Source organism: Streptomyces sp. NPDC091292 (assembly GCF_044757265.1).
Lineage (GTDB): Bacteria > Actinomycetota > Actinomycetes > Streptomycetales > Streptomycetaceae > Streptomyces.
This window is the reverse complement of sequence record NZ_JBIVUQ010000017.1, coordinates 35,294-58,111: the sequence shown is the minus strand read 5'-3', so window position 1 is coordinate 58,111 and position 22,818 is coordinate 35,294. Positions and strand designations below refer to the sequence as shown.

Here is a 22,818-nt window from a genome sequence, read left to right as displayed (position 1 = left end):
GCCCCGTCGATTGACGGTCGCCGTCAATTCACTGGCGCCGCCCGACCCGCCACTCGTAACTTGTGCTCACCATAAGAGCCACTTACAAGGGCCACTTACATTCCGGTTGTCGGGGGGACCCCTATGTCGCGCGCAGGTGAGAGACGGACAGGCGAGGGGCGGATACGGCGGGCCGTCCGGGAGAGCGTCTCGGGGCTGCCCCGCGCCTTCTGGTGGCTGTGGCTCAGCACCCTGGTGAACCGCCTCGGCGCCTTCGTGGCGACCTTCATGGCGCTCTACCTCACCCTCGACCGCGGCTACTCCGCCTCGTACGCCGGACTCGTCGCCGCCCTCCTCGGGCTCGGCGGCGTCGTCTCCTCGATCGGCGCGGGCGTCATGACCGACCGGCTCGGGCGCCGCCCCACCCTCCTCGTCGCGCAGTCGTCCACGGCCGTGACGGTCGCCGCGCTCGGGTTCGTGGAACACCCGGTCGCCATCGCGGGCGTCGCGTTCCTCGTCGGCATGGCCAGCAACGCGTCGCGCCCCGCCGTGCAGGCGATGATGGCGGACATCGTGCGCCCCGAGGACCGGGTCCGCGCCTTCTCGCTCAACTACTGGGCGATCAACCTCGGCTTCGCGGTCTCCGCCGCCGGCGCCGGTTTCGTCGCCGAGTACAGCTACCTCGCCGGATTCCTCGCCGAGGCCGCCATGACCCTGATCTGCGCGATCCTCGTCTTCGTCAAGCTCCCCGAGTCGCGGCCCGTGCGCACCGCGCAGGAGAAGGCGGCCGAGCCGGAGGTCGGGCTCGGCAGCGTGCTGCGGGACGGGCGGTTCATGGCCGTCGTCGGGCTGTCGTTCCTGGTCGCGCTGATCTTCCAGCAGGGCGCCGTCGGCCTGCCCGTCGCGATGGGCCAGGCCGGATTCACGCCCGCCGACTACGGCATGGCCCTCGCCGTCAACGGCGTCCTGATCGTCGCCCTCCAGATCCCGGTCACCCGTTTCATCGAGCACCGCGACCCCCGCCGCCTGCTCGTCCTGTCGTCGCTCGTCGCGGGATACGGGTTCGGGCTCACCGCCTTCGCCGGGTCGGTGGGCGTCTTCGCGCTCACGGTCTGCGTGTGGACCCTCGCCGAGATCGTGAACGCGCCCACCCAGACCAGCCTCGTCGTCAGCCTCTCGCCGACCCACGGCCGGGGCCGCTACCAGGGCATGTACACCCTGTCCTGGTCGGCCGCCGCCCTGATCGCACCCCTGATGTCGGGCTTCATGATCGACCGGTACGGCGCGGACTGGCTGTGGGCGGGCTGCGCGGTGGTCGGGACGGTGGCGGCCGTCGGGTACTGGGTCGTGATGCGGGGGCCGGCAGCCGACGTCAAGGACACCCCGGCGCCGACCATGGCCCCGGCGCCCACCCCTACGGACGAGGTCGCGGCCTGACCAAGGAGACACCGCCCGGAGCGGTACGTCATCCACAGGAACGACGGCTTCACCCAGGTCATCGGCGGGACCGCGCCATCGAAACAGCACACGATCCCGCCTCAGTACCGCAAAAGCCGCCTCAAAAGCCGCCTCAGAAAAGGGCGTTGTACTTGTTGAAGCTCGTGCCCAGCGACTTGCGGGCCCCGAACAACGCCGAGGACGCCTTGCCCGTACCGGGATACAGGTACAGCGTTCCCGACGAGGTGCGGGCCAGGATGTCGGCGATGCCGTCGCCGTTCATGTCACCGTTGGCCACCTGCGCCGTGAAGTTCCAGCCGGTACGCGCCTTGATACGGGTCGAGAAGGGCGTCTTCTGCTTGCCGGTGCCCCGGTACAGCCACAGCGTCTTGGACCGGTCGACGACGAGCAGATCGGCCTTGCCGTCCCCGTTCAGGTCCCCGTGGCCGAGCAGCTTGACGCCCTTCCACGAGCCCTTGACGGTCTGGACCTTGCCGTAGAACTGGCCGTTGCCCTTGCCGGGATAGAGATACGCGTTGCCCGACGAGTCCACGGCCATCAGATCCGGCCGCCCGTCCCCGGTGAGGTCCCCGGGTATCGCGTACGAGCTGTAGCCGCCCCACACCGAAGACACCTGCATCCACGCCCACTTGCCCGTGGAGTGGTTCAGGTAGTTCCGGTACAGCTTCCCGTCCGTCTTGTCCCGGATCAGCAGATCCTGGTAGCCGTCACGGTCGAGGTCGGTCTGCATGCCCCAGCTGATCGACTGCCAGTCCTTCGACACGTAGGCGGGCGTGGCGAGCGAACTGCCCTTGCTGTTGAGCTGGAACAGCCCGCCGGACGGGGTACGCGCCATCAGGTCGGCCTTCCCGTCCCAGCTCAGATCCGTGTCGTTGATACGGGCCGTAGCCGCCCCGACGTACGAGCTGACCTTGGTGAACACCGGGTACGCGCCCTTGGCCGTGCAGCTCTCGGCGCCCCACGAGACGATGCCCGCGATCTTGCCGCCGACCACGAGCGGACCGCCCGAGTCACCGCTGCACGTCGACTTCGTGCCCGCGTCGGCGCCGGAGGCGGGCGTCCCCGCGCACACCATGGAGCCCTCGGCGAACCAGTCCGCACCGAGTACCTGCTTCATCGCCGTGTTGCACGTCGAGTCGGCGACCATCGGCAGCGTCACCTTGCGGAGCTTCGACGCCAGGGTCGCGTCGGCGGCGCCGGAGGTCAGACCCCAGCCGTAGACGGTGGCGCTGGTGCCCGTCTTGTACAGGGCGCTGTCGTCGGACGCGGCGAGCCGGAGCCACGGCTTGTCCAGCGCACGGTCCAGCGTGAGGACCGCGATGTCGTTGCGGAGCGTCGTGGAGCTGTACTTCGGGTGCTGCCACTGGCGGTGCACCCCGGCGACGGTCCCGGAGGCCGCGTCGTCCAGCTTCGTGGCCCCGGCGAGCACCGCGCCGTTGCGCGACCAGTTGAGCCCGGACACGCAGTGGGCCGCGGTGAGGACCTTGTCGGCGGCGACCAGCGTGCCGCCGCAGAAGTAGCCCTCGTCCTTGGCCTCGTCGTAGTAGCCGAGCTGCACCATCCAGGGCGCCGACGAGATGGACGTCTCGGTGCCGCCGATGAGGAACGGGGTCGGACCGGCCCCGGTCCGCGCGGCCCGCGTCGGCGCCGCGCCCGGTGCGGCGCCCATCTCGGCCGCCGCCACCACGCGCTCGCGCAGCTCCGCGTCCGGCGCGGCGGCGGGCACGCCCCGGTTCGCGGAAGCGCCGGGGTACGCGTACGGGGCCGGCGTACCGGCCGACGCCCCGCGCCACGGTCCCGGCTCCGGCGAAGCGGCCGAAGCGGGCACGGCGAGCGCGCCCCCGGCGAGCGAGACGGTCAGCGCGAACCCGGCCAGAGCCGCGCCCCGGCGTCTGGACCGCCGACGCCGGTCAAGAACATGATTCATTCAGGAACCCCCCTGAGAGTGACGTCACAGTGAGACGTCACGGTGAGACGTCGCAGTGATACGTCACGGTGCGTGAGAACGAGACCGGGTGGGGCGGGGCGTCGTCTCGTACGCGTTACACGCACGCGCCTCAGCTCGGCGAACACCGCGGAGCCCCCCTCCGGCGGAGTGATATTAGGGCCGCGCCGACCCCCTGGACCACGCCCGCCCCGGGCGTCCCGGAGGTGTTCTTCCGTCGCGCGCCGGAGGTTGGCCGTACCGACCCGGTCAGGTCGCCCGGCGTTCACCTGGCGGGGTACGCGAACCCGTCGGCGCCGTCCCGCTTCGCGCGCGTGTGCGCCGTTGATGCGCCCGGCCGGGTGGGCATGCAATGGGCAGGAGGCGCAGTGCCTCGATGTCCTCGCTGGGAGGGAACCCATGGCCGAGTCCCCGAAGCCCGACACCATTCCCGAGCCGACCGCGTCACCGGGCGCACCCCTGCCGTACAGCGGCTGTCAGTGCGGCCCCGGCTGCTCGTGCGGCTGCCAGAGCGGCGGCCCCTGCCAGTGCGGCGGCGGCTGCGGCTGACGGCAGTACGGCACACCGCCCACCGCACACAGAACCGCCGACCGCCCACAGAACCGGCAGACAGACGAATGCCCCGCACGGCACTCGTGCGGGGCACTGTCAGAAGAAGAACCGGGTGTCCCTCCCCGAGGGGTCAGGCGCCCTCGACCGGCGTCGGCACGGCGGACAGCTCGTCCGCGTGCTCACCCGTCACCAGGTACACGACCCGCTTGGCGACCGACACCGCGTGGTCCGCGAACCGCTCGTAGTACCGGCCGAGCAGCGTCACGTCGACCGCCGTCTCTATGCCGTGGTGCCAGCGCTCGTCTATCAGGTGCTGGAACAGCGTGCGGTGGAGCTGGTCCATCTCGTCGTCGTCCTGCTCCAGCTGCATCGCCAGATCGACGTCCTTGGAGACGATGACCTCGGCGGCCTTCGCCATCAGGCGCTGCGCGAGCTGGCCCATCTCCAGGATCGTGGCGTGCAGGTCGTGCGGGACGGCACGGTCGGGGAAGCGCAGCCGGGCCAGCTTCGCGACATGCTGGGCGAGGTCGCCGGAGCGCTCCAGGTCGGCGCTCATCCGCAGCGAGGTGACCACGATCCGCAGATCGGTCGCCACGGGCTGCTGCCGCGCGAGCAGCGCTATGGCCCTGGCCTCCAGGTCGTGCTGGAGGTCGTCCACCTTCTGGTCAGCGGCTATCACGGTCTCGGCCAGCTTCAGGTCGGAGTCAAGGATCGCGGTCGTGGCGCGTCCTATCGCCGATCCGACGAGCCGGGCCATCTCGACCAGGTCCTCACCGATCGAGTCAAGTTCCTCGTGGTACGCGTCCCGCATGTGGCTCGTCCCTCTCTCAGGTCATCTCGGGGTTCACTCGGGTGTTCACTCCGGTATTCAGGGGCCCGTCAACCCCACGCTCCCACGTTCCGGCCCCTACGCGACGGTTTCCGGCATCGCAAGTGAATCACCCCTGTCCCCTCAGTGAACTCTGAGCGACGAGTGTTCGAGCTGACACCCGGATGGCTGTGGATGGGGGACAGACCGTGCATAACCTGGGGACATGGACGTGAACGCGGCGGTCGCCGCAGCGGCAGCGATCGCCGGGGTGTGCACCGGCGTGATCGCCATGCTGGCGTTCCGCTGGAGCGAGCGCGACCAGAAACGCCCCACGCGGACCTCGCTGCACACCGACCCCGTACTGCCGCCCGGCGTCGACACGGTCCTGTCGGTCCTGCGCTCGTCCGCCGTGGTGCTCGACGAGGCGGACGCCGTGGTCAAGGCCAGCTCCGCCGCGTACGCTCTCGGTCTTGTGCGTGGTGGAAAGCTCGCCGTGGAGCCGATGCTCCAGATGGCCCGTGACACCCGGCGGGACGGTGAGATAAGGCAGGTGGAGCTGGATCTGCCGCGCCGTGGCACCGGTCGCGGCGAGGCCCTGGCCGTGTCCGCGCGGGTCGCCCCGCTCGGCTCCCGCCTGGTGCTCCTGCTGGTCGAGGACCTCACCGAGGCCCGCCGCATCGAGGCGGTACGCCGCGACTTCGTCGCGAATGTGAGCCATGAGCTGAAGACGCCCGTCGGCGCCCTGTCCCTGCTCTCCGAGGCCGTCATGGACGCCTCGGACGACCCGGAGGCCGTGGAGCGCTTCGCCGGCCGGATGCAGATAGAGGCGACCCGGCTGACCAGCCTCGTCCAGGAACTCATCGACCTCTCCCGGGTGCAGAACGACGACCCGCTGGAGGACGCCGAACCGGTCCGCGTCGACGAACTCGTCGTCGAGGCGATCGACCGCTGCCGCCATCAGGCCGGCACCAAGCAGATCACCATGGCCTCCGGGGGGACGGCCGACCTCCAGATCTGGGGCAACCGCGGACAGCTCGCGGCGGCCCTCGGCAATCTCGTCGAGAATGCCGTCAACTACAGCCCGGCCCGTACCCGCGTGGGCATAGCCGCGCGCCGGGTGTCAGCCTCCGGCGGTGACCTCATCGAACTGGCGGTCACCGACCAGGGCATCGGCATCTCCGACAAGGACAAGGAGCGCATCTTCGAGCGCTTCTACCGGGTCGATCCGGCCCGCTCCCGCGCCACGGGAGGCACCGGTCTGGGACTCGCCATCGTCAAGCACGTGGCCGCCTCGCACGGCGGGGAGGTCACGGTGTGGAGCTCCGAGGGTCAGGGCTCCACGTTCACCCTGCGGCTACCGGAGGCGGGCGCGGCCCGTGACCGCGTGCCCCTGGAGCCCGGCCTCATCGACGAGGACGAGAACGGGCAGCCCGAGACAACCGTCTCATCCCCGTATGAACCGCTTCCTGCCCCGGAGGTCCTTCCGTGACCCGAGTGCTCGTCGTCGAGGACGAGGAATCCTTCTCCGACGCCCTGTCGTACATGCTCCGCAAGGAGGGCTTCGAGGTCGCCATCGCGACCACCGGGCCCGACGGTCTCGACGAGTTCGAGCGCAATGGCGCCGACCTCGTCCTGCTCGACCTGATGCTGCCGGGCCTGCCCGGTACGGAGGTCTGCCGCCAGCTGCGCAGCCGTTCCAACGTTCCGGTGATCATGGTGACCGCCAAGGACAGCGAGATCGACAAGGTGGTCGGCCTGGAAATAGGAGCCGATGACTATGTCACCAAGCCGTTCTCCTCGCGCGAGCTGGTCGCCCGTATCCGCGCCGTGCTGCGCCGCCGCGGGGAGCCCGAGGAGGTCACCCCGGCCGCGCTGGAGGCGGGCCCGGTCCGTATGGACGTGGACCGCCATGTGGTCACGGTCTCGGGCTCCAAGGTCGACCTTCCGCTCAAGGAGTTCGACCTCCTCGAAATGCTCCTGCGGAACGCCGGACGCGTCCTGACCCGCATGCAGCTGATCGACCGCGTGTGGGGCGCGGACTACGTGGGCGACACGAAGACGCTCGACGTCCACGTGAAGCGCCTTCGCGCCAAGATCGAACCCGACCCGGGCGCCCCGCGCTACCTGGTGACGGTCCGCGGCCTGGGCTACAAGTTCGAGCCGTAAACCGCAGCTCACCAACCATCGCACCGAGCAAAGGGGCGGGAACCGGCCGGTTCCCGCCCCTGCTCTTGTCCGCGTGCCCCCGTGAGGGGGCCGTGTCAGTGGCCGGTCGCCGTCTCCGATGCCGACTCCGACGGTGCGCCCGACGTGGACTCCGACGGTGAACCCGAGGGGGTGCTGCCCGGGGCGCCCGGTGAGGTCGAGGCGCCCGGTGAGGTCGACGGGGACGCCGGGGCGCTCGGGAGTTCGCTCGGGCCCCAGCCCGAGAAGTACCCGGCGGCGGGCACGACGAAGGACTCCAGCTTCACGTCCCCGGTCTTGCTGAACGCGAACGTCACCGGCTGAGCGTTCCCGTCCTGGACGGCCTCCCGGCCGCTCGGCAGCACGGCGGACGCGTTCCCCTTGCCGCCGATGATCACGGACCCGCCGGCCGGTACGGTGATCGGCCCGCTCCCCGAGGCGGGCTTGATGTCGGCCTTGGTGCCGGCGCCGCTGCCCGTCAGCGTGATGGAGTCGAGCGTCTGGTCCGTGGTGCCGTTGTTGAAGACGGTCGCGGAGACGACGGCCGGCCCGGTCGCCTTGAGATCCGGCTGCGTGATGATCAGCGCGTTCTGGATCTGGACGTCACCGACCGACGTGGCGGCGTTGTCCGGCTTGACCTGGAGCGTCTGCGCGTTGGTACCCGCGCCGCACGCGGCGAGCGAGGCGACGGAGAACGCGAGGACGGTGGCGGCGAGGCTGCCGCGTCGAAGGCTGCGGCTCACGGCGGCGGCAACTCCTTGAACGGGGACGGTGCGGACGGACGTACGGCGATACGGCGGTGCGGTGCTACGGCGATACGGCGGTGCGGACGGCGGCGAAGCCGTCCCGAGGGTGTGTCAGCGGCCTTAGGTTACCGAGCCGTTCCTGCGCCACCGCACCCGACCCGCCCCTACCGCCCCCGTGACGGTCGTATTGCCCGCTCGTTCACCATTCACATAAGCCCCCCGAACGGCCCGCGAACGACCTCTTGCGGATTTTTCGTTAAGGAATGCGGATCGCTCACAGGAATTGATCACGCCACTCGATGATCAATTCCGGATTCTCCGCGTACGTGTCCTGATTCCCTTCGGACAGTGCTCGGGCGGCCGAACGGAGTAGCGGGAACTCGAAGAAGTACGCCCTTACGAACCAGGCAAAACGGGACGTTCAGCCACTTGGCGTGCCGTTCCGGTGTGTGTAACGTGCGCGTTTCTCCCCACCCGGACAGCGCCTCCGACCTGCGCATACCCGTCGCATAGCAGCCTCCGCGCCCCCTCCGCAGCACGTTCCAGTCGTGGTTGTCAAGCCCCGAGATATGCCCTGACCTGCGAAAACGCCATTCAGAAGACGCCGTTCTCGTGTTACCCTGGATAGCCACGGAAGGGGTACCTGTCACATGACGTTCAAGGTTGGCGACACCGTGGTCTATCCCCATCACGGGGCCGCGCTGATCGAGGCTATCGAAACTCGCCAGATCAAAGGCGTGGACAAGACCTACTTGGTGCTGAAGGTCGCCCAGGGCGACCTGACGGTGCGTGTGCCAGCGGACAATGCGGAGTTCGTCGGCGTGCGTGATGTGGTTGGTCAGGACGGGCTGGACCGGGTCTTCGAGGTGCTGCGCGCGCCGTATGCCGAGGAGCCCACGAACTGGTCGCGTCGTTACAAGGCAAATCTTGAGAAGCTGGCGTCCGGCGATGTCATCAAGGTCGCGGAGGTAGTGCGCGACCTGTGGCGTCGTGAGCGCGAGCGCGGACTGTCCGCCGGTGAGAAGCGCATGCTCGCCAAGGCTCGCCAGATCCTGGTGAGTGAGCTGGCTCTCGCGGAGAACACGAACGAGGACAAGGCCGAGGCGCTCCTCGACGAGGTCCTCGCGTCCTGACGCAGCGGATCCGCTGCCCGGATCCGATACGCCCCGACGCACAGCGATGCCGCGGTGCCCGATGACGCCTGTGCTGGGAAGCACGGGCGGTCGCCGGGCGCTGCGGCATGTTCGGCTGCGGCATGTTCGTACACCTGCCACGGCGCTGGTGTGTCACGGTGCGGATCGTGACCCCGCGGCACCCGCCGAGTGACGGCTGTGTGCCGGGCCCGGACGCTCACTCGACCGTGTCACGGAAGGGTTCGGTCGAGGTGTCGCGCCCGGCACGCTGTGGCCATACCCATGTCGGCCGAGCAAACAAACCTGAACGGAACCGATGTCTGACGATTCGCGCCCGTCACCGCCGCTCCCGCGCACCGCGGCAGTGATCCCCGCCGCCGGCCGGGGCGTGCGCCTCGGCCCCGGCGCCCCCAAGGCCCTCCGCACGCTGGGCGGCACTCCGATGCTGGTCCACGCGGTGCGCGCGATGGCCGCCTCGCGGTCCGTGTCCCTGGTCGTGGTCGTCGCGCCGTCCGACGGCGCGCCCGAGGTCAAGGCACTCCTCGACGCGAACACGCTGCCCGAGCGCACCGAATTTCTTGTCGTACCCGGCGGTGAGACCCGCCAGGAGTCCGTACGGCTCGGCCTGGACGCGCTGCCGCCCGGTATCGGCATCGTCCTCGTCCATGACGCGGCCCGGCCGCTGGTGCCGGTCGACACGGTCGACGCGGTCATCGACGCCGTACGCGACGGCGCCCCCGCCGTCGTACCGGCGCTGCCGCTCACCGACACCGTCAAGGAGATCGAGCCGCGTCCGCAGGGGGAGCCCGAGCCGGTCGTCGCGACGCCGGAGCGGGCCCGGCTGCGGGCCGTGCAGACCCCGCAGGGCTTCGACCACGACACGCTCGTCCGCGCGCACGCCACCGTCACCGTCGGTGGCGAGGGAGCGACGGACTGCGCGGGGCTCGTGGAGCGCATGGGGGAGCCCGTGGTCCTCGTGGCAGGGCACGAAGAGGCGTTCAAGGTGACCCGGCCGCTGGACCTCGTCCTCGCCGAGGCGGTCCTGGCCCGCAGGAGGGCGAACGATGGCTACTGACATCCCCGCGACGAACCCCGCGACACCGCTGGCGCCGCCGCTGCCCCGGATCGGCGTCGGCACCGATGTGCACGCCTTCGAGGAGGGCCGCGAGCTGTGGTGCGCGGGCCTGCTCTGGCCCGACGAGACGTACGGGCTCGCCGGGCACTCCGACGGGGACGTCGCCGCGCACGCCGCCTGCGACGCCCTGTTCTCGGCCGCCGGCGTCGGCGACCTCGGCGCCCACTTCGGCACGTCACGGCCCGAGTGGTCCGGCGCGTCCGGCACCACCCTGCTCGCCGAGGCCGCCCGTATCGTCCGCGCCGAAGGCTTCGAGATCGGCAACATCGCCGTCCAGGTCATCGGCGTACGCCCCAAGATCGGCAAGCGGCGCGACGAGGCCCAGAAGGCGTTGAGCGAGGCCGCCGGAGCACCGGTCTCCGTCTCGGGCACCACGACGGACGGCCTCGGCCTCACGGGCCGGGCGGAAGGTCTGGCGGCGATCGCGACGGCCTTGGTGGTCCACCGGCATCCGACGGGCTGACAGGGCCGGAGGCCGAAATGTGCGGCCCCGAATCGGGGGCGCGGCAGGATCGGGCGCGGGAACTTCGTACGCCTGGAACTTCGTACGCCAAGAAAGGCCACCATGTCCGCCTCGCTTTCCGATGGGCTCAAGACACTTCTCGACACCCCCGTGTTCATCACGGTCGCCACCCTTCAGCCCGACGGCAGTCCGCAGGTGTCGCCGGTCTGGGTGAAGCGGGAAGGGGACGACGTCCTCTTCTCCACCACCGTCGGGCGCCGCAAGGAACTGAACCTCCGGCGCGACCCGCGCGTCAGCGTCGTCGTCCAGCCCTTCGACGCCCCGTACACCTACGCGGAGATCCGCGGCACCGCCACGCTCACCACCGAGGGCGGTCCTGAGCTGATCGACGAGCTGTCGCTGAAGTACACCGGCAAGCCGTACGCCGAGTTCAACCCGGCGGCTGCCGAGGACGGTCAGCGGGTCGTCGTGCGCATCACTCCCCGCAAGGTCGTCGGCCGGATCTGACCGCGCCCGCCCGCGCGCCCCGGTCACGAATCAGTGCCCCCCGGCCCAAGGGTCGCGGGGCACTGCCCTGCGCCCACTACCCTTGAGGAGTGACCATTCGCCTGTACGACACCAGCGCCCGGCAGATCCGTGACTTCGTCCCGCTCACCCCGGGCTGTGTCTCGATCTACCTCTGTGGCGCCACCGTGCAGGCCGCCCCGCACATCGGGCACATCAGGTCCGGGCTGAACTTCGACATCATGCGCCGCTGGTTCGAGTACCGCGGCTACGACGTCACGTTCATCCGCAATGTCACCGACATCGACGACAAGATCATCCGGAAGTCGGCGGAGCAGCACCGCCCGTGGTGGTCGATCGGTTACGAGAACGAGCGCGCGTTCAACGACGGCTACGCCGCGCTCGGCTGCCTCCCGCCCAGCTACGAGCCCCGCGCCACCGGCCACATCACCGAGATGGTCGAGATGATGCGCGGCCTCATCGAGCGCGGCCACGCCTACGAGTCCGAGGGCAATGTCTACTTCGACGTGAAGTCGTTCCCCGGCTATCTCCAGCTCTCCAACCAGGAACTCGACAACCTGCTCCAGCCGGAGAGCGAGGGCGAGACCGGCAAGCGCGACCCCCGCGACTTCGCGATGTGGAAGGCCGCCAAGCCCGGCGAGCCGTCCTGGGAGACCCCGTGGGGCCGGGGCCGCCCCGGCTGGCACCTGGAGTGCTCGGCCATGGCGCACAAGTACCTGGGCCCCGCCTTCGACATCCACGGCGGCGGCATCGACCTGATCTTCCCGCACCACGAGAACGAGATCGCGCAGGCCAAGGCGTACGGCGACGAGTTCGCGCGGTACTGGGTGCACAACTCGTGGGTCACGATCAGTGGCGAGAAGATGGCCAAGTCGCTGGGCAACTCGGTGCTCGTGAGCGAGATGCTCAAGCAGTGGCGGCCCATCGTCCTGCGGTACTACCTCGGCACCCCGCACTACCGCTCCACCATCGAGTACAGCCCGGAAGCCCTGCGCGAGGCCGAGTCGGCGTTCGCGCGGATCGAAGGGTTCGTGCAGCGCGTCACCGAGAAGGCCGGGGAGACCGTACCGGCCGCCGCCGAGGTGCCGCCCGCCTTCGCCGAGGCGATGGACGACGACCTCGGGGTGCCGCAGGCGCTCGCCGTCGTGCACACCACGGTCCGGCAGGGCAACAGCGCGCTGGCCGCCGACGACAAGGAAGCCGCCGTCGCGCGTCTCGCCGAGGTCCGTGCGATGCTCGGTGTCCTCGGGCTCGACCCGCTCGACCCGCGGTGGTCCGGTGAGACGGACCGGGGCGAGGATCTGCACGGCGTCGTCGACACTCTCGTACGCCTGGTGCTCCAGCAGCGCGAGTCGGCCCGTACGCGCAAGGACTGGGCGACCGCCGACGCCATCCGCGACCAGCTCAACCAGACGGGACTCGTCATCGAGGACTCCCCGCAGGGCCCGCGCTGGACCCTCGGCCCCCGCTGAGCCACACCCAGATCGTCAGATCGTCAATTTCCAGAGAATTCAGAGAACAGGTAGGTCATGGCCGCTCACAACCGCCGCATGTCCGGCAAGAAGGGCGCGCAGGTCGGCAGTGGCGGCCAGCGGCGCAGGGGACTCGAAGGCAAAGGCCCGACTCCGCCCGCCGAGATGCGCAAGGGCCACGCCAAGCAGCGCGCCGCGCAGGCCAAGGCGCGCCGCGCGACGGGCCGCACCGCGACCCCGAAGGGCCGCGGCGGCAAGGGCACGTCCGAGTTCGTCGTCGGCCGCAACCCGGTCGTCGAGGCGCTGCGCGAGGGCGTGCCCGCCACGATGCTCTACGTCCAGCAGTTCGTGGACAACGACGAGCGGGTCCGCGAAGCGCTCCAGCTCGCCGGAGAGCGCGGCGGCATCCACCTGATGGAGGCCCCCCGGCCCGAACTCGACCGGATGACCAACGGCCTCAACCACCAGGGCCTCGTCCTCCAGGTCCCGCCGTACGAGTACGCGCACCCGGAGGACCTGGCGAGCGCCGCGTACGACGAGGGCGCCGACCCGCTGATCGTCGCCCTCGACGGCGTCACCGACCCGCGCAACCTCGGTGCCGTGGTCCGGTCCGTCTCCGCGTTCGGCGGCCACGGCGTCCTCGTACCCGAGCGGCGCGCCGCCGGGATGACCGCGGGCGCCTGGAAGACGTCGGCCGGTGCCGCGGCCCGTACGCCGGTGGCGCGCGCGACGAATCTGACGCGGGCCCTGGAGGCGTACAAGAAGGCGGGCATCACCGTCGTCGGGCTCGCCGCCGACGGAGAGACCGAGGTCGGTGAACTCGCCGCGCTCGGCGGCCCTGTCGTCATCGTCGTCGGCAGCGAGGGCAAGGGCCTGTCCCGACTCGTGGGCGAGACCTGCGACTTCCGGGTCCGCATCCCGATGCCGGGCGGCACGGAGTCGCTGAACGCGGGCGTGGCGGCGGGAGTTGTGCTGTACGAGGCCTCGCGGCGACGGGCCTGAACTGGGGGTACATCCCCAGATGTCGGGACTCTGGTGATCCTTTGACGCGGCCCGGACATTTGGGCCGGGTCAAGGCAGTGTCCAAACCTCGCGTCACTCGGTTAGATGAGTGTGGACACCAGAACACCCCGCACACCCACGGGGGACCGCTCGTCGGGCTTCGACGACGCTCCCGCGCTGAGCATGGTGAAGGTGCCGAGCGATCCGGCGCAGGTCATCGTCAATCATGCGAGCTTCCGCGTGCAGCTCCCCACCGCGCCGCAGACCCGGTCCCCGCGTATCGCGCGGCACCAGGGCGCCGCCGGGGAGACCGCGCGTACCCCCGTCGCCGGCGCGGTCGGCGCGCGCCGCCGCGCCCCCGTCGTCTGGAGCGGCCGGTCAGCCCCTGGCGACCCCGGCGCCACCGGACTCCTCCAGGCCGTGCGCGGCAGCAGCGTGCGCCACGCGGACGGCGAGGCGGCAGCCGACGGGGGAGCCACGCAGGTCATCCCGCGGATCGACTTCGACGACACCGTCGAGACCCCCGGCCTCTCCCAGCCCTACCGCGCGGCGGGCCCCGAGACCCGGCTGCTCCCGGCGCAGATGCGCAGCGCGGGCAGCGCCTACGACGAACTCCCTTACGAGACCGACCGGACCGACCGGACCGACGAGTTCCGGACCTTCGACGGCGACTCCTACGCACTCGACGAGGCGGGCGACGAGCCCACCACCCGCAGACACGGCGCCGACCCGGTCCGGCACGCCTACTATCCGGGCCGCCGGATGAACCTGGGCGTGGTGCTCCTCCCGCTCCGCGTCTTCCTCGGCTTCATCTCCATCTACGCCGGCATGGGCAAGCTGTGCGACCCCGTCTACTTCGACGGCGGCGAACGCGGCTCCATGGTCAAGTGGCTCAACTCGCTGCACCCCTGGGCGCTCGCCGAGCCGCTGCGTGACTTCGCGCTCCAGCACCCGGTCGGCGCCGGGCTGTGCATCGCGTTCTTCCAGGTCATCGTCGGTGTGCTGACGGTGCTCGGACTCTGGCAGCGGGTCGCGGCCGTCGTGGGCGCGCTGCTCTCGGCCGCGCTCATCCTCACCGTGAGCTGGAAGACCGTACCGGCGTACGACGCGCCCGACATCATCTACCTGGCCGCCTGGTCCCCGCTGATCATCGCGGGCGCCCCGGTGTACTCGGTCGACGGACGGCTCGCGTCGGAGGCGTGGCGGACGCTCGGGCCGCGCGCCGAACTGTGGGAGCTGCGGCGGCGCGTGCTGCGGCGCGGCTCGCTCGTGGCGGCCGTCGTGGTCGGTGTGACGCTGCTCGTCGGCTCGCTGCTCGGCGGCGCTGTACGAGACGCGGACCGGGTCACCGTGCCCGGTCCCGGCGAGGCCCCGCGCAACGAACTGCCCGGCTCTCCGCTGCCGCAGGAGCCCGGTCGGAGCAGCGAGGGCAGCCAGAGCCCGTCGGCGTCCGGTACGCCGACACAGGGCCAGCAGGGCGGCGCGACCGCTGGTCCCTCCAAGGCGGCGGAGACGCCCGGGGCGGCGGCGCGGGAGACGGCGGGCGCGGCGAGCGCCGGGCAGCAGCCCAGCCAGACCCAGGGCACCGCGGGCCAGGCGCCGCCCCAGCAGACGGCCCCGCCGCAGCAGGCCCCGGCGACGAGTGCCGGGCCCGCGACGAGTGGCGGTACCGATGGCGGTACGGGGTCGGGCGGCTCCACCGGGGGCGGCACCGGATCGGGCGGTTCCGGGGGCGACTCCGGGCGGAAGCCGGGTCTGGTGGGCGGCCTGATCGGTGGGGGCGGCTGACGGGTCGGACGGATGACGGGAGGGGCCCGGCGCGCGGTGTGCGTGCCGGGCCCCTCCTCTGTGTCCCGTTCTGTGTCCCGGTGCGTGGTCAGGAGCGGGCGGCGGCCAGTTCCTTCGACGCCTCCGTGAGGTCCTTGGCGGTGTCGATGGCCCGCCAGTACGCGCCCTGCGGGAGCGGGAAGCCGGCCAGCCGCTGCTGCCGCGCCAGGCGCGGGAAGGTGGTCCGCTCGTGGTCGCCGCGGTCGGGCAGCAGCTCGGTGAAGGCGGCCGAGAACACGTACACACCGGCGTTGATGAGGTACGGGGACGGCGGGGCCTCGATGAAGTCCGTGATGTGACCGAAGGTGTCGGTCTCGACGGCGCCCCACGGGATACGGGGGCGGGCCAGGGCCAGTGTCGCCGTCGCGTCGCGCTCGGCGTGGAAGGCGGCCATCTCGCGCAGCGAGAAGCGCGTCCAGATGTCGCCGTTCGTCGCGTACCAGGGCCGGTCGGTGTGCGGCAGGTGCGCGGCGGCGTACTTGAGTCCGCCGCCGCGGCCCAGCGGCTCCTTCTCGACGACCGTGGTGACGCGCAGGGGGAGATCCGCCGCCTCCAGCCACTCCTGGAGCACCTCGGCGAGGTGGCCGCACGAGACGACCGCGTCCGTCACCCCCTCTTCGGCGAGCCAGGCGAGCTGATGGCCGATGATCGGGGTCCCGGTGCCGGGGATCTCGACCATCGGCTTCGGCCGGTCGTCGGTGTACGGGCGCAGCCGTGAGCCCTGGCCGCCTGCCAGGACCACGGCTTGCGTCGGACGCGCGTGGGCGTTCGGATCGGTCATGCCCGAACTGTACGGGTTACGTGCGGACCGGCTCGCTGAGGTTCCGTGCCGGTGCCGTGGGGGTCACGCCTGGGCGGCGACTCCGGTGGCGAAGGAGGTGTCGCAGACCGGGCGGGCGTACGACTGGGCGCGGGCCGGCCCGTACGTCCGGACGGCGGCGCGGCCCAGGGCGCGGGCGATGGAGACGCAGTGCGCGGCCAGCGAGGGCTTGCGGTTGATCTCCTCCTGGAGGTGCGTCAGGGCCACGCCCGGGTTCTTCTCCTGGAGTTCCAGGAGCAGTCGGTCGCGCAGGACGTCCTGCGGTGCGCGGGACTTGGCCCGGCTCGATACGTTCTCCGCGGAGGCGGTGAGCACCGAGTCCGATGAGTTGCCCGACCAGTTCACACTGGTGACCGCGAGGGTGCCCGAGAGCACCAGGACGACGGGCAGGACGAAGGCGAGGGTGCGGCCGATACGGCGGGCGGGGCCGCGCCGCGGCTGCGTCTTGTAGGAGTGCGAAGGCGTCACGCGGGAGAGCGTAGCGGTCAGTGATGATTTGGCGACATTTAGTCACTCGGGAGAGGGACGGCAACGCGTCCTTTTCTTCGCGGGTGTTGACGCACACTGCTCGAAATGCCCCGCTGTGCCGGGGTATTTGTCGACAACGTACGGGAGCCCCGCGCGGTGTGCGCGGGGCTCCCGAGGGCTGCGTGGCCCTGTGTACGTTTTTGTGTTGTTGGAGGCTCAGTCGGAGAGGCGCTCGCCGGTCGACGTGGAGAACACGTGGGTCTCGCCGGGCCGCGGCACGACGTGCAGCTCGACGCCCTTGTCCGGGACCTCACGGCCGCCGACGCGGACGACGAGGTCCTTCTGCTCGCCGTTGACCTCGGCGGTGCCGTAGACGTAGCCGTCGGCGCCCAGCTCCTCGACGACGTTCACGCGGACGGCGAGGCCGGCCGGGGCGTCGTCGCTCTCCTTCGAGAGGGACTTGGCGGCGGCGCCGTTGTGCTCGACGACGTCGAAGTGCTCGGGGCGGATGCCGACCGTGACGGTGGTGTCGCCCTTGTCGGCCGCGGCGGACAAGGCCTCGCGGTTGACCGGCACGACCGAGTTGCCGAACTTCACGCCGCCGTCGGTGATCGGGACCTCGATCAGGTTCATGGCGGGGGAGCCGATGAAGCCGGCGACGAAGAGGTTCGCGGGCTTGTCGTACATGTTGCGCGGCGACTCGACCTGCTGGAGCAGACCGTCCTTCAGTACGGCGACCCGGTCGCCCATCGTCAGGGCCTCGACCTGGTCGTGGGTGACGTACACGGTGGTGATGCCGAGGCGGCGCTGGAGCGACGCGATCTGCGTACGGGTCGAGACGCGGAGCTTGGCGTCGAGGTTCGACAGCGGCTCGTCCATGAGGAAGACCTGCGGCTCACGGACGATCGCGCGGCCCATCGCGACACGCTGGCGCTGACCGCCGGAGAGCGCCTTCGGCTTGCGGCCGAGGTAGTCGGTGAGGTCGAGGATCTTCGCGGCGTCCTCGACCTTCTTGCGGATCTCGGCCTTGTTGACGCCGGCGATCTTCAGGGCGAAGCCCATGTTGTCGGCGACGGTCATGTGCGGGTACAGCGCGTAGTTCTGGAACACCATGGCGATGTCCCGGTCCTTCGGCGGGAGGTGTGTGACGTCGCGGTCGCCGATGCGGATGGCGCCGCCGTTGACGTCCTCCAGGCCGGCCAGCATGCGCAGCGAGGTCGACTTGCCGCAGCCGGACGGGCCGACGAGGACGAGGAACTCGCCGTCCTCGATGTCGATCTCCAGGCCGTCGACGGCGGGCTTTTCGGTGCCCGGGTAGATCCGGGTCGCCTTGTCGAACGTGACAGTTGCCATGGCTGTGAAGCCCCCTTCACCGGCAGGAACGTGCCGGACGATCCGAGTAAAGAAGGTGACCACCGCGGGGTGTTCCGCAGTGGTGTAGTCCACCTGGGTGAACTGACTCCGGACGCTACCTCCCGTTCACCCGATCTGTCAGTAGCCGGGACCCTGTGAACTTCGACCCAATTCCCGTCGGGACCTCGCGCGGCACTGGGTACACTGCTCGGCAACGCCTCCTTAGCTCAGCTGGTCAGAGCGCCGCTCTTGTAAAGCGAAGGTCGTCGGTTCGAATCCGACAGGGGGCTCTTGTGGGGTCCAGGTCGGACGGTGTCTGACCTGGGCCTTTATCCGTTCTGTGATCATTTTGCGGTGGCGGGGCGGCGCTCCGTGGGAGCTGTGATCGCTACCGGTGGACATTCGGTGGACAGGCGTGCGGTGGGCGGGCGGGTGATTGCCGAGCGCCGAGCCCACATCGAACGCCACCGCCTCCTCGCCCTCTACGGCATCACATGATCAACCGGACATCCGAGGCAAACGCCGGGGACCTGCCGACGCGGTGAGGCCGATGGCGAGCAGAATGCCGGCCTGTGTCAGGGCCGATCGGGAAGAGGGTTCGTGCAAAGGCCACGCCCAGACACTTGGCGTGCCGTATCTGATGCCGAAGGCAGAGCACAGAATCGGAAACAGCGACACAACCGCAGAGGCGAACCGGGCACCCGCGAGAACTTGGAGGAGAAGAGCGAGGCCAAGGTAGCCAAGGAAGTTGCGGGCCATGCCGATGCCCAGTGATACCGCCGACCACCACGGGGACGGGGAGCTGAGCCTCCTGCGGAAGGCGGCGTACCTGCTCGGCGATGCGTACCTTGTCGGGGGCGAAGCCGGCTGATACGACGCCGGGGTCGGCTCCCGCCGTGAGTGAAAGCCGGACGCTGATCGGCCCCAAGGCGAAGCCGCCGGGCCAAGGCCCCGTGTGAGCGCACCTGGGGATGTCTTTGGGGACGGCGTTGGAGGCGACAAGTGACAGCACCTGGTTTCGGCGTAGCCCAGCGGGTGGACGGCCAAGGCGCTCACGGTGGCGGCGGCGGCCACCACGGCGGGTGCCAGGTGGCGGTACGGCCGACGCTGTGCAGCCCAGAGCCAGGAGGCGGCAATCATGCCTGCCGCGACCAGCGCGGGCGCCAGGATCAGTTCACTGACGTTGCCGCTGTATGCCAGCAGCCAGAGCAGCTCACGCCTCCACCGTCACCAGGCCGGCGTAAGAGAAGGACAAGGTACTGCCTGCAACACTGCCGCCGTGGAAATTACAGCCCGGTGCAGATGTCCATTGCGGTTGAAGGGGTGAATCCGCGTTTGCGGGGTTACATGTCATTCCCCGAGGTGCTCCGAAAGCGGTACCCCGGGGAATGGGTTTCTACGAGGTGTGTGTGAAAGGCGTGGACGTGACGCCGTTCACCGTCGCTCCGGCCTGCTGAAGCTGCGCCACGCCGCCCAGGTAGGGATAGGGGAAGGCGAAGGTGGGGGTGGTCAGTTCGGCCAGGGTGATGAGTTCCTCGTCGGTGAAGGTGACGGGCAGGGCCCGTAGGGCGCCCTCCAGGTGGGCCACCGTACGCGTGCCCACGATCGGGGACGTGATCAGCGGCTGCTGGAGCACCCAGGCGAGGGCGACCGCGGCCACGTCCGTGTCCTGGCGCTTGGCGATCTCGCCGAGGGCGTCCAGGACCTGGAAGGTCCGCTCGGACAGCAGGGTCCGGACGGTCGGGGCGGCGGTGCGGCCAGAGCCTTCGGGGGCGCCCCCGTCGCGGGTGTAGCGGCCGGACAGGACGCCCCCGGCCAGCGGGCTCCAGGGCGTCACACCGAGCCGCAGCTCGCGTGCCACGCCGAGCATTTCGCTCTCGGCGGTGCGGGCCAGCAACGAGTACTCGGGCTGGAGGGCCACGACGGGCGCCCAGCCGCGCAGTTCGGCGATGGTCGCGGCCCGGCCGATGGCCCAGGCGGGCACGTCGGAGAAGCCGACGTAGCGGACCTTGCCGGCGCGGACCACGTCGTCGAGCGCGGCGACCGTCTCCTCCAGCGGCGTGTGCTGGTCGTAGCCGTGCAGCCAGTACAGGTCGACGTAGTCGGTGCCCAGCCGCCGCAGCGAGCCGTCGAGTTGCCGCATGAGGGCCTTGCGGCCCGCTCCTCCGCCGTTGGGGTCGCCGGGGAACAGGCTGTTGCCGAATTTGGTGGAAATGACCAGCCGGTCCCGCAGCCCGGGGCGGGTGGCGAGGAACGCGCCCACTGTCTCCTCGGAACGCCCTTCCGCGTAGCTGTTCGCCGTGTCGATCATGTTGCCGCCGGTGTCCACGAATCGGGACATGATCTCGAACGCGGTGTCACGGTCGCAGCCGCGCCGGGTGTCCTCGAAGAGCATCGCGCCGAGCGTGAGCGGACTGATCCGCAGTCCGCTGCGTCCGAGGGTGCGATAGGAATCCATGCTCGTGGGCATCTCTTTCCCCTTTCTTGGGCGCCGTTCATTCGGAAACCGCGGGCTTCTCTGGCGCCGGCCATGTCCGATTCTCCCCGTAACCCATGCCGGAATTCCGCACCCGCACTCTCCCGAATCCATAACGCGTTTGTTTCGACGATGGGCCCGGCCCGGAAGATGGCCATGCCTTTCGTCGGACCAGGGTGTACGCGGCGGCGTCCAGGGAGCGGGGGCGGCGGTACCGTGCCCTGGGCCTGGCGCCCGGGGCACGGGACACGGCTGGTCAGGCGGCGGGAGCCTCCTTGTCCTGGGTGAGTCCGGCGGTGAAGAAGTCGGTCAGCTTGACCATCGCCGGGGTCACGTACTCGTCCAGGTCGTAGAGGTCGACATGGCTGGCCCCCTCGATCCAGAAGAGTTCCTTGGGCCCGCGAGCCTGCTTGATGCCGTCGATGCTGAAGTAGTCGGAGATCGCCTCGGTACCGGCGATCATCAGCAGTGGGCGGGGCGAGATCAGGCCGGCGTGCTGGAACGGGGCGAACTGGGTGAGCAGATCGACGCTTCGCAGGGCGAAGTAGTTCTCGGTGCGCGGGCTGAAGGCGCGGGGCGTGCGGTAGTACTCCCAGCCCTCGTACACATGCCGGGTCAGGCTCCGCTTGACGTCCCCGCGCTCCGGGTTGTCCGGGTGGATCGGCATCCGCGCCACCTCGCCGGTCCGCGCCTCCTCGGTGCGGGCGGCGCCGGAGCGGTCCAGCAGGGCGCTCAGCTCCGCCGGGCTCTGGCCGCCGGCCAGACCGTCACGGAACCAACTGCCCTCGTCGGCGGCGCTGACCGTGGCGACGGCCTTGATCCGGTGCTCGGTCGCGGACGCGGCGACCGTGTAACCGCCGGCCGCGCAGATCCCCAGCGCACCGATCCGGTCCGGGTCCACCTCGTCGCGGGTGGTGAGGAAGGTGACGGCGCTCTTGATGTCCTCGACGCGCTGGAAGGGGTTCTCCAGGAACCGCGGCTGCCCCTCGCTCTCGCCCCAGTGCGCCGAGTCGTAGGCCAGGGCCACGAACCCCTCACGGGCGAGCCGCTCCGCGTACAGGCCGGCGGTCTGCTCCTTGACGCCGGTCATGGGGTGGGAGACCACGACTGCGGGACGCGGGCCGTCGGCGGGCTGGTCGGGGGTGTAGAGATGTCCGGCGAGCTTGAGGCCCGCGCTGTCGAAAGTGACGTCGGTACGCATCGCTGATGCTCCTTGCACAAGACGGGTCAGGATTCCGGACCGGCCGGGCCGACCACTTCCCGCGGGCTGCGGGATCCGGGCGGGTCAGCCGGTCACACATCCAGATTCACCGCCTTGCCGGGGGTGTTCCAGAGACCGGGGAAGCTATGGAAGCCAGTACCAGGCAGCCGGCTCCGGGCGGACGGACACTGGCGGTATGGCCGACCGCAGCACTCCCGCCCACCACAATGAACTGGGCCTGTTCCTCCGCGCCCGGCGCGCCGCCACAGACCCGGGACAGGCCGGCCTGCCCGGCGACGTGGGGCTGCGCCGGGTACCGGGCCTACGCCGCGAGGAACTCGCCCACCTCGCCCACATCAGCTTCGACTACGTCGTCCGCCTCGAACAGGGCCGCACCCGGCGGATCTCCCGCTCGGTCCTGGACTCCCTAGCGGACGCCCTACAGCTCACACCCGACGAACGCGACTACCTCTTCAGCCTCGCCGACGTCCCCACGGACACCCCCGCCCGTGCCCCGGGCCGCCCCGACGTGGCCCCGCAACTGCGCGGACTCCTCGACGACATGCACGACATCCCCGCCGTCGTCCTGCACCGCCGCATGGACATCCTGGCCTGGAACCGCGCGGCCTCCGCCCTGCTCGGTGACTTCCAGGCACTACCGGTACCCCACCGCAACATCGTCAGACTGACCTTCCTCGACGACGGATTCAGGTCCCTGTACGTCGACTGGCCGAGAGTGGCCCGGGAATGCGTGGCCGTGCTGCGCCAGGAAGCAGGCCACCACCGTGACGATCCCGACCTCACCGCCCTGGTCACCGAACTGAACGACCGCGACCCCGACTTCCGCCGCTGGTGGGCCGACTACCAGGTCGCGGGCCCCCGCCAACTGGTCAAACGCCTGCACCACCCCACGGCGGGCAGCCTCACCGTCGACGTTCAGCAACTCTCCGTCGACACCGCCCGCGACCAACTCCTCGCCACGTACACAGGCCACGACACCGAATCCCGCCATGCCCTGCGCTTCCTCCTCCAATGGGCCGGGAAGCGGGCATGACACCGGGCCCGAAGGGGCGGGGGTAGCACCGCTGAGCCGCTGCTGAGCTTGTTCCCTGGCCACCAAGATCTTCCGGGCTTGCCGATGGCCTTGAGGGTCTCGGCGCGTTTGACGGTTCTGCCGACGTCGTAGCGGGGTGCCCGGTGTTTGCTCATGGCCCCGGGTGGCCGTCCTGGACCCCTTGCGCCACGCCGGCGCCGGACGGGCGGGTACT

20 protein-coding genes and 1 tRNA gene are annotated in these 22,818 nt (G+C 70.3%); 13 read left to right on the top strand and 8 right to left on the bottom strand.

Annotated elements, in window-relative coordinates; genetic code table 11:
- The first annotated feature begins 123 nt into the window (after positions 1-123).
- Positions 124-1,416, top strand: a complete 1,293-nt coding sequence (locus ACIQNU_RS33300) for an MDR family MFS transporter (RefSeq protein WP_401373513.1) — start codon at positions 124-126, stop codon at positions 1,414-1,416.
- A 133-nt stretch (positions 1,417-1,549) separates the two neighbouring features.
- Here the strand turns inward: ACIQNU_RS33300 and ACIQNU_RS33295 are convergent, their stop codons facing one another.
- Positions 1,550-3,364 carry a trypsin-like serine protease gene (locus ACIQNU_RS33295; protein ID WP_401373512.1) on the bottom strand — a complete coding sequence of 605 codons (1,815 nt, stop codon included), beginning with the start codon at positions 3,362-3,364 and terminating at the stop codon, positions 1,550-1,552.
- A gap of 417 nt (positions 3,365-3,781) precedes the next feature.
- On the opposite strand from ACIQNU_RS33295, the gene ACIQNU_RS33290 reads away from it, so the two are divergent.
- A complete protein-coding gene (locus ACIQNU_RS33290) occupies positions 3,782-3,931 on the top strand; it encodes a hypothetical protein (protein WP_401373510.1) in 150 nt (49 codons plus the stop codon).
- A 133-nt stretch (positions 3,932-4,064) separates the two neighbouring features.
- Here ACIQNU_RS33290 and phoU read toward each other — a convergent pair whose 3' ends face one another.
- Positions 4,065-4,745, bottom strand: a complete 681-nt coding sequence (gene phoU / locus ACIQNU_RS33285) for a phosphate signaling complex protein PhoU (protein ID WP_401373508.1) — start codon at positions 4,743-4,745, stop codon at positions 4,065-4,067.
- Between the two features lie 223 nt (positions 4,746-4,968).
- Between phoU and ACIQNU_RS33280 the strand changes: the two genes are divergently transcribed.
- Positions 4,969-6,234 carry a sensor histidine kinase gene (locus ACIQNU_RS33280; protein WP_401373506.1) on the top strand — a complete coding sequence of 422 codons (1,266 nt, stop codon included), beginning with the start codon at positions 4,969-4,971 and terminating at the stop codon, positions 6,232-6,234.
- Entirely contained in the window at positions 6,231-6,911 is a 681-nt protein-coding gene (locus ACIQNU_RS33275; protein ID WP_033322296.1) for a response regulator transcription factor, read from the top strand. Before ACIQNU_RS33280 ends, ACIQNU_RS33275 begins: the two co-directional genes overlap by 4 nt.
- A gap of 95 nt (positions 6,912-7,006) precedes the next feature.
- Here ACIQNU_RS33275 and ACIQNU_RS33270 read toward each other — a convergent pair whose 3' ends face one another.
- Complete coding sequence (locus tag ACIQNU_RS33270; RefSeq protein WP_401373503.1) at positions 7,007-7,672, bottom strand: DUF461 domain-containing protein; 666 nt, start codon at positions 7,670-7,672, stop codon at positions 7,007-7,009.
- A gap of 653 nt (positions 7,673-8,325) precedes the next feature.
- On the opposite strand from ACIQNU_RS33270, the gene ACIQNU_RS33265 reads away from it, so the two are divergent.
- The 7 genes from ACIQNU_RS33265 (at position 8,326) to ACIQNU_RS33235 (ending at position 15,193) form a co-directional block, all read left to right on the top strand.
- Positions 8,326-8,808, top strand: a complete 483-nt coding sequence (locus ACIQNU_RS33265) for a CarD family transcriptional regulator (protein ID WP_003953493.1) — start codon at positions 8,326-8,328, stop codon at positions 8,806-8,808.
- Between the two features lie 316 nt (positions 8,809-9,124).
- Positions 9,125-9,883, top strand: a complete 759-nt coding sequence (ispD, locus tag ACIQNU_RS33260) for a 2-C-methyl-D-erythritol 4-phosphate cytidylyltransferase (protein ID WP_401373501.1) — start codon at positions 9,125-9,127, stop codon at positions 9,881-9,883.
- Positions 9,873-10,406 (top strand): 2-C-methyl-D-erythritol 2,4-cyclodiphosphate synthase, encoded by a 534-nt coding sequence (ispF, locus tag ACIQNU_RS33255; RefSeq protein ID WP_401373499.1) that lies wholly within the window; start codon positions 9,873-9,875, stop codon positions 10,404-10,406. The genes ispD and ispF overlap by 11 nt, the downstream gene beginning before the upstream one ends.
- Positions 10,407-10,508: 102 nt before the next feature.
- Positions 10,509-10,913 (top strand): PPOX class F420-dependent oxidoreductase, encoded by a 405-nt coding sequence (locus ACIQNU_RS33250; protein ID WP_401373497.1) that lies wholly within the window; start codon positions 10,509-10,511, stop codon positions 10,911-10,913.
- 89 nt (positions 10,914-11,002) lie between these two features.
- The gene (gene cysS / locus ACIQNU_RS33245) at positions 11,003-12,403 is read left to right on the top strand and encodes a cysteine--tRNA ligase (RefSeq protein ID WP_401373496.1); all 1,401 of its coding nucleotides are present in this window, start codon (positions 11,003-11,005) and stop codon (positions 12,401-12,403) included.
- Between the two features lie 57 nt (positions 12,404-12,460).
- Positions 12,461-13,405, top strand: coding sequence for a 23S rRNA (guanosine(2251)-2'-O)-methyltransferase RlmB (rlmB, locus tag ACIQNU_RS33240; protein ID WP_401373494.1), 945 nt, complete (start codon positions 12,461-12,463; stop codon positions 13,403-13,405).
- A gap of 105 nt (positions 13,406-13,510) precedes the next feature.
- Positions 13,511-15,193 (top strand): DoxX family membrane protein, encoded by a 1,683-nt coding sequence (locus ACIQNU_RS33235; RefSeq protein ID WP_401373492.1) that lies wholly within the window; start codon positions 13,511-13,513, stop codon positions 15,191-15,193.
- Between the two features lie 88 nt (positions 15,194-15,281).
- Here ACIQNU_RS33235 and ACIQNU_RS33230 read toward each other — a convergent pair whose 3' ends face one another.
- The 3 genes from ACIQNU_RS33230 to ACIQNU_RS33220 all read right to left on the bottom strand — a co-directional run bounded on the left by ACIQNU_RS33230 (position 15,282) and on the right by ACIQNU_RS33220 (position 17,873).
- Complete coding sequence (locus ACIQNU_RS33230; RefSeq protein WP_401373491.1) at positions 15,282-16,013, bottom strand: NDP-sugar synthase; 732 nt, start codon at positions 16,011-16,013, stop codon at positions 15,282-15,284.
- A 63-nt stretch (positions 16,014-16,076) separates the two neighbouring features.
- Positions 16,077-16,520 (bottom strand): hypothetical protein, encoded by a 444-nt coding sequence (locus ACIQNU_RS33225; protein ID WP_401373490.1) that lies wholly within the window; start codon positions 16,518-16,520, stop codon positions 16,077-16,079.
- A 216-nt stretch (positions 16,521-16,736) separates the two neighbouring features.
- Positions 16,737-17,873, bottom strand: coding sequence for an ABC transporter ATP-binding protein (locus ACIQNU_RS33220; RefSeq protein WP_401373488.1), 1,137 nt, complete (start codon positions 17,871-17,873; stop codon positions 16,737-16,739).
- A gap of 216 nt (positions 17,874-18,089) precedes the next feature.
- Between ACIQNU_RS33220 and ACIQNU_RS33215 the strand changes: the two genes are divergently transcribed.
- Positions 18,090-18,163, top strand: a tRNA-Thr gene (locus ACIQNU_RS33215).
- A 1,106-nt stretch (positions 18,164-19,269) separates the two neighbouring features.
- On the opposite strand, the gene ACIQNU_RS33210 is transcribed toward ACIQNU_RS33215, so the two are convergent.
- Positions 19,270-20,343, bottom strand: a complete 1,074-nt coding sequence (locus ACIQNU_RS33210) for an aldo/keto reductase (protein WP_401373486.1) — start codon at positions 20,341-20,343, stop codon at positions 19,270-19,272.
- A 262-nt stretch (positions 20,344-20,605) separates the two neighbouring features.
- On the bottom strand, positions 20,606-21,550 hold the full coding sequence (locus ACIQNU_RS33205) for an alpha/beta hydrolase (protein WP_401373484.1): 945 nt from the start codon (positions 21,548-21,550) through the stop codon (positions 20,606-20,608).
- A 196-nt stretch (positions 21,551-21,746) separates the two neighbouring features.
- On the opposite strand from ACIQNU_RS33205, the gene ACIQNU_RS33200 reads away from it, so the two are divergent.
- A complete protein-coding gene (locus tag ACIQNU_RS33200; protein WP_401373482.1) occupies positions 21,747-22,604 on the top strand; it encodes a helix-turn-helix domain-containing protein in 858 nt (285 codons plus the stop codon).
- Positions 22,605-22,818: the final 214 nt, after the last annotated feature.

What these genes read in the sequence shown, in the direction of transcription:
- ACIQNU_RS33210 (WP_401373486.1), bottom strand. Translation starts at nt 20,343, where the DNA reads ATGCCCACGAGCATGGATTCCTATCGCACCCTCGGACGCAGCGGACTG.
- ACIQNU_RS33200 (WP_401373482.1), top strand. Translation starts at nt 21,747, where the DNA reads ATGGCCGACCGCAGCACTCCCGCCCACCACAATGAACTGGGCCTGTTC.
- ACIQNU_RS33290 (WP_401373510.1), top strand. Translation starts at nt 3,782, where the DNA reads ATGGCCGAGTCCCCGAAGCCCGACACCATTCCCGAGCCGACCGCGTCA.
- ACIQNU_RS33205 (WP_401373484.1), bottom strand. Translation starts at nt 21,550, where the DNA reads ATGCGTACCGACGTCACTTTCGACAGCGCGGGCCTCAAGCTCGCCGGA.
- ACIQNU_RS33300 (WP_401373513.1), top strand. Translation starts at nt 124, where the DNA reads ATGTCGCGCGCAGGTGAGAGACGGACAGGCGAGGGGCGGATACGGCGG.
- ACIQNU_RS33295 (WP_401373512.1), bottom strand. Translation starts at nt 3,364, where the DNA reads ATGAATCATGTTCTTGACCGGCGTCGGCGGTCCAGACGCCGGGGCGCG.
- ispD (WP_401373501.1), top strand. Translation starts at nt 9,125, where the DNA reads ATGTCTGACGATTCGCGCCCGTCACCGCCGCTCCCGCGCACCGCGGCA.
- ACIQNU_RS33230 (WP_401373491.1), bottom strand. Translation starts at nt 16,013, where the DNA reads ATGACCGATCCGAACGCCCACGCGCGTCCGACGCAAGCCGTGGTCCTG.
- ispF (WP_401373499.1), top strand. Translation starts at nt 9,873, where the DNA reads ATGGCTACTGACATCCCCGCGACGAACCCCGCGACACCGCTGGCGCCG.
- ACIQNU_RS33280 (WP_401373506.1), top strand. Translation starts at nt 4,969, where the DNA reads ATGGACGTGAACGCGGCGGTCGCCGCAGCGGCAGCGATCGCCGGGGTG.
- ACIQNU_RS33220 (WP_401373488.1), bottom strand. Translation starts at nt 17,873, where the DNA reads ATGGCAACTGTCACGTTCGACAAGGCGACCCGGATCTACCCGGGCACC.
- ACIQNU_RS33250 (WP_401373497.1), top strand. Translation starts at nt 10,509, where the DNA reads ATGTCCGCCTCGCTTTCCGATGGGCTCAAGACACTTCTCGACACCCCC.
- ACIQNU_RS33235 (WP_401373492.1), top strand. Translation starts at nt 13,511, where the DNA reads ATGAGTGTGGACACCAGAACACCCCGCACACCCACGGGGGACCGCTCG.
- phoU (WP_401373508.1), bottom strand. Translation starts at nt 4,745, where the DNA reads ATGCGGGACGCGTACCACGAGGAACTTGACTCGATCGGTGAGGACCTG.
- ACIQNU_RS33265 (WP_003953493.1), top strand. Translation starts at nt 8,326, where the DNA reads ATGACGTTCAAGGTTGGCGACACCGTGGTCTATCCCCATCACGGGGCC.
- rlmB (WP_401373494.1), top strand. Translation starts at nt 12,461, where the DNA reads ATGGCCGCTCACAACCGCCGCATGTCCGGCAAGAAGGGCGCGCAGGTC.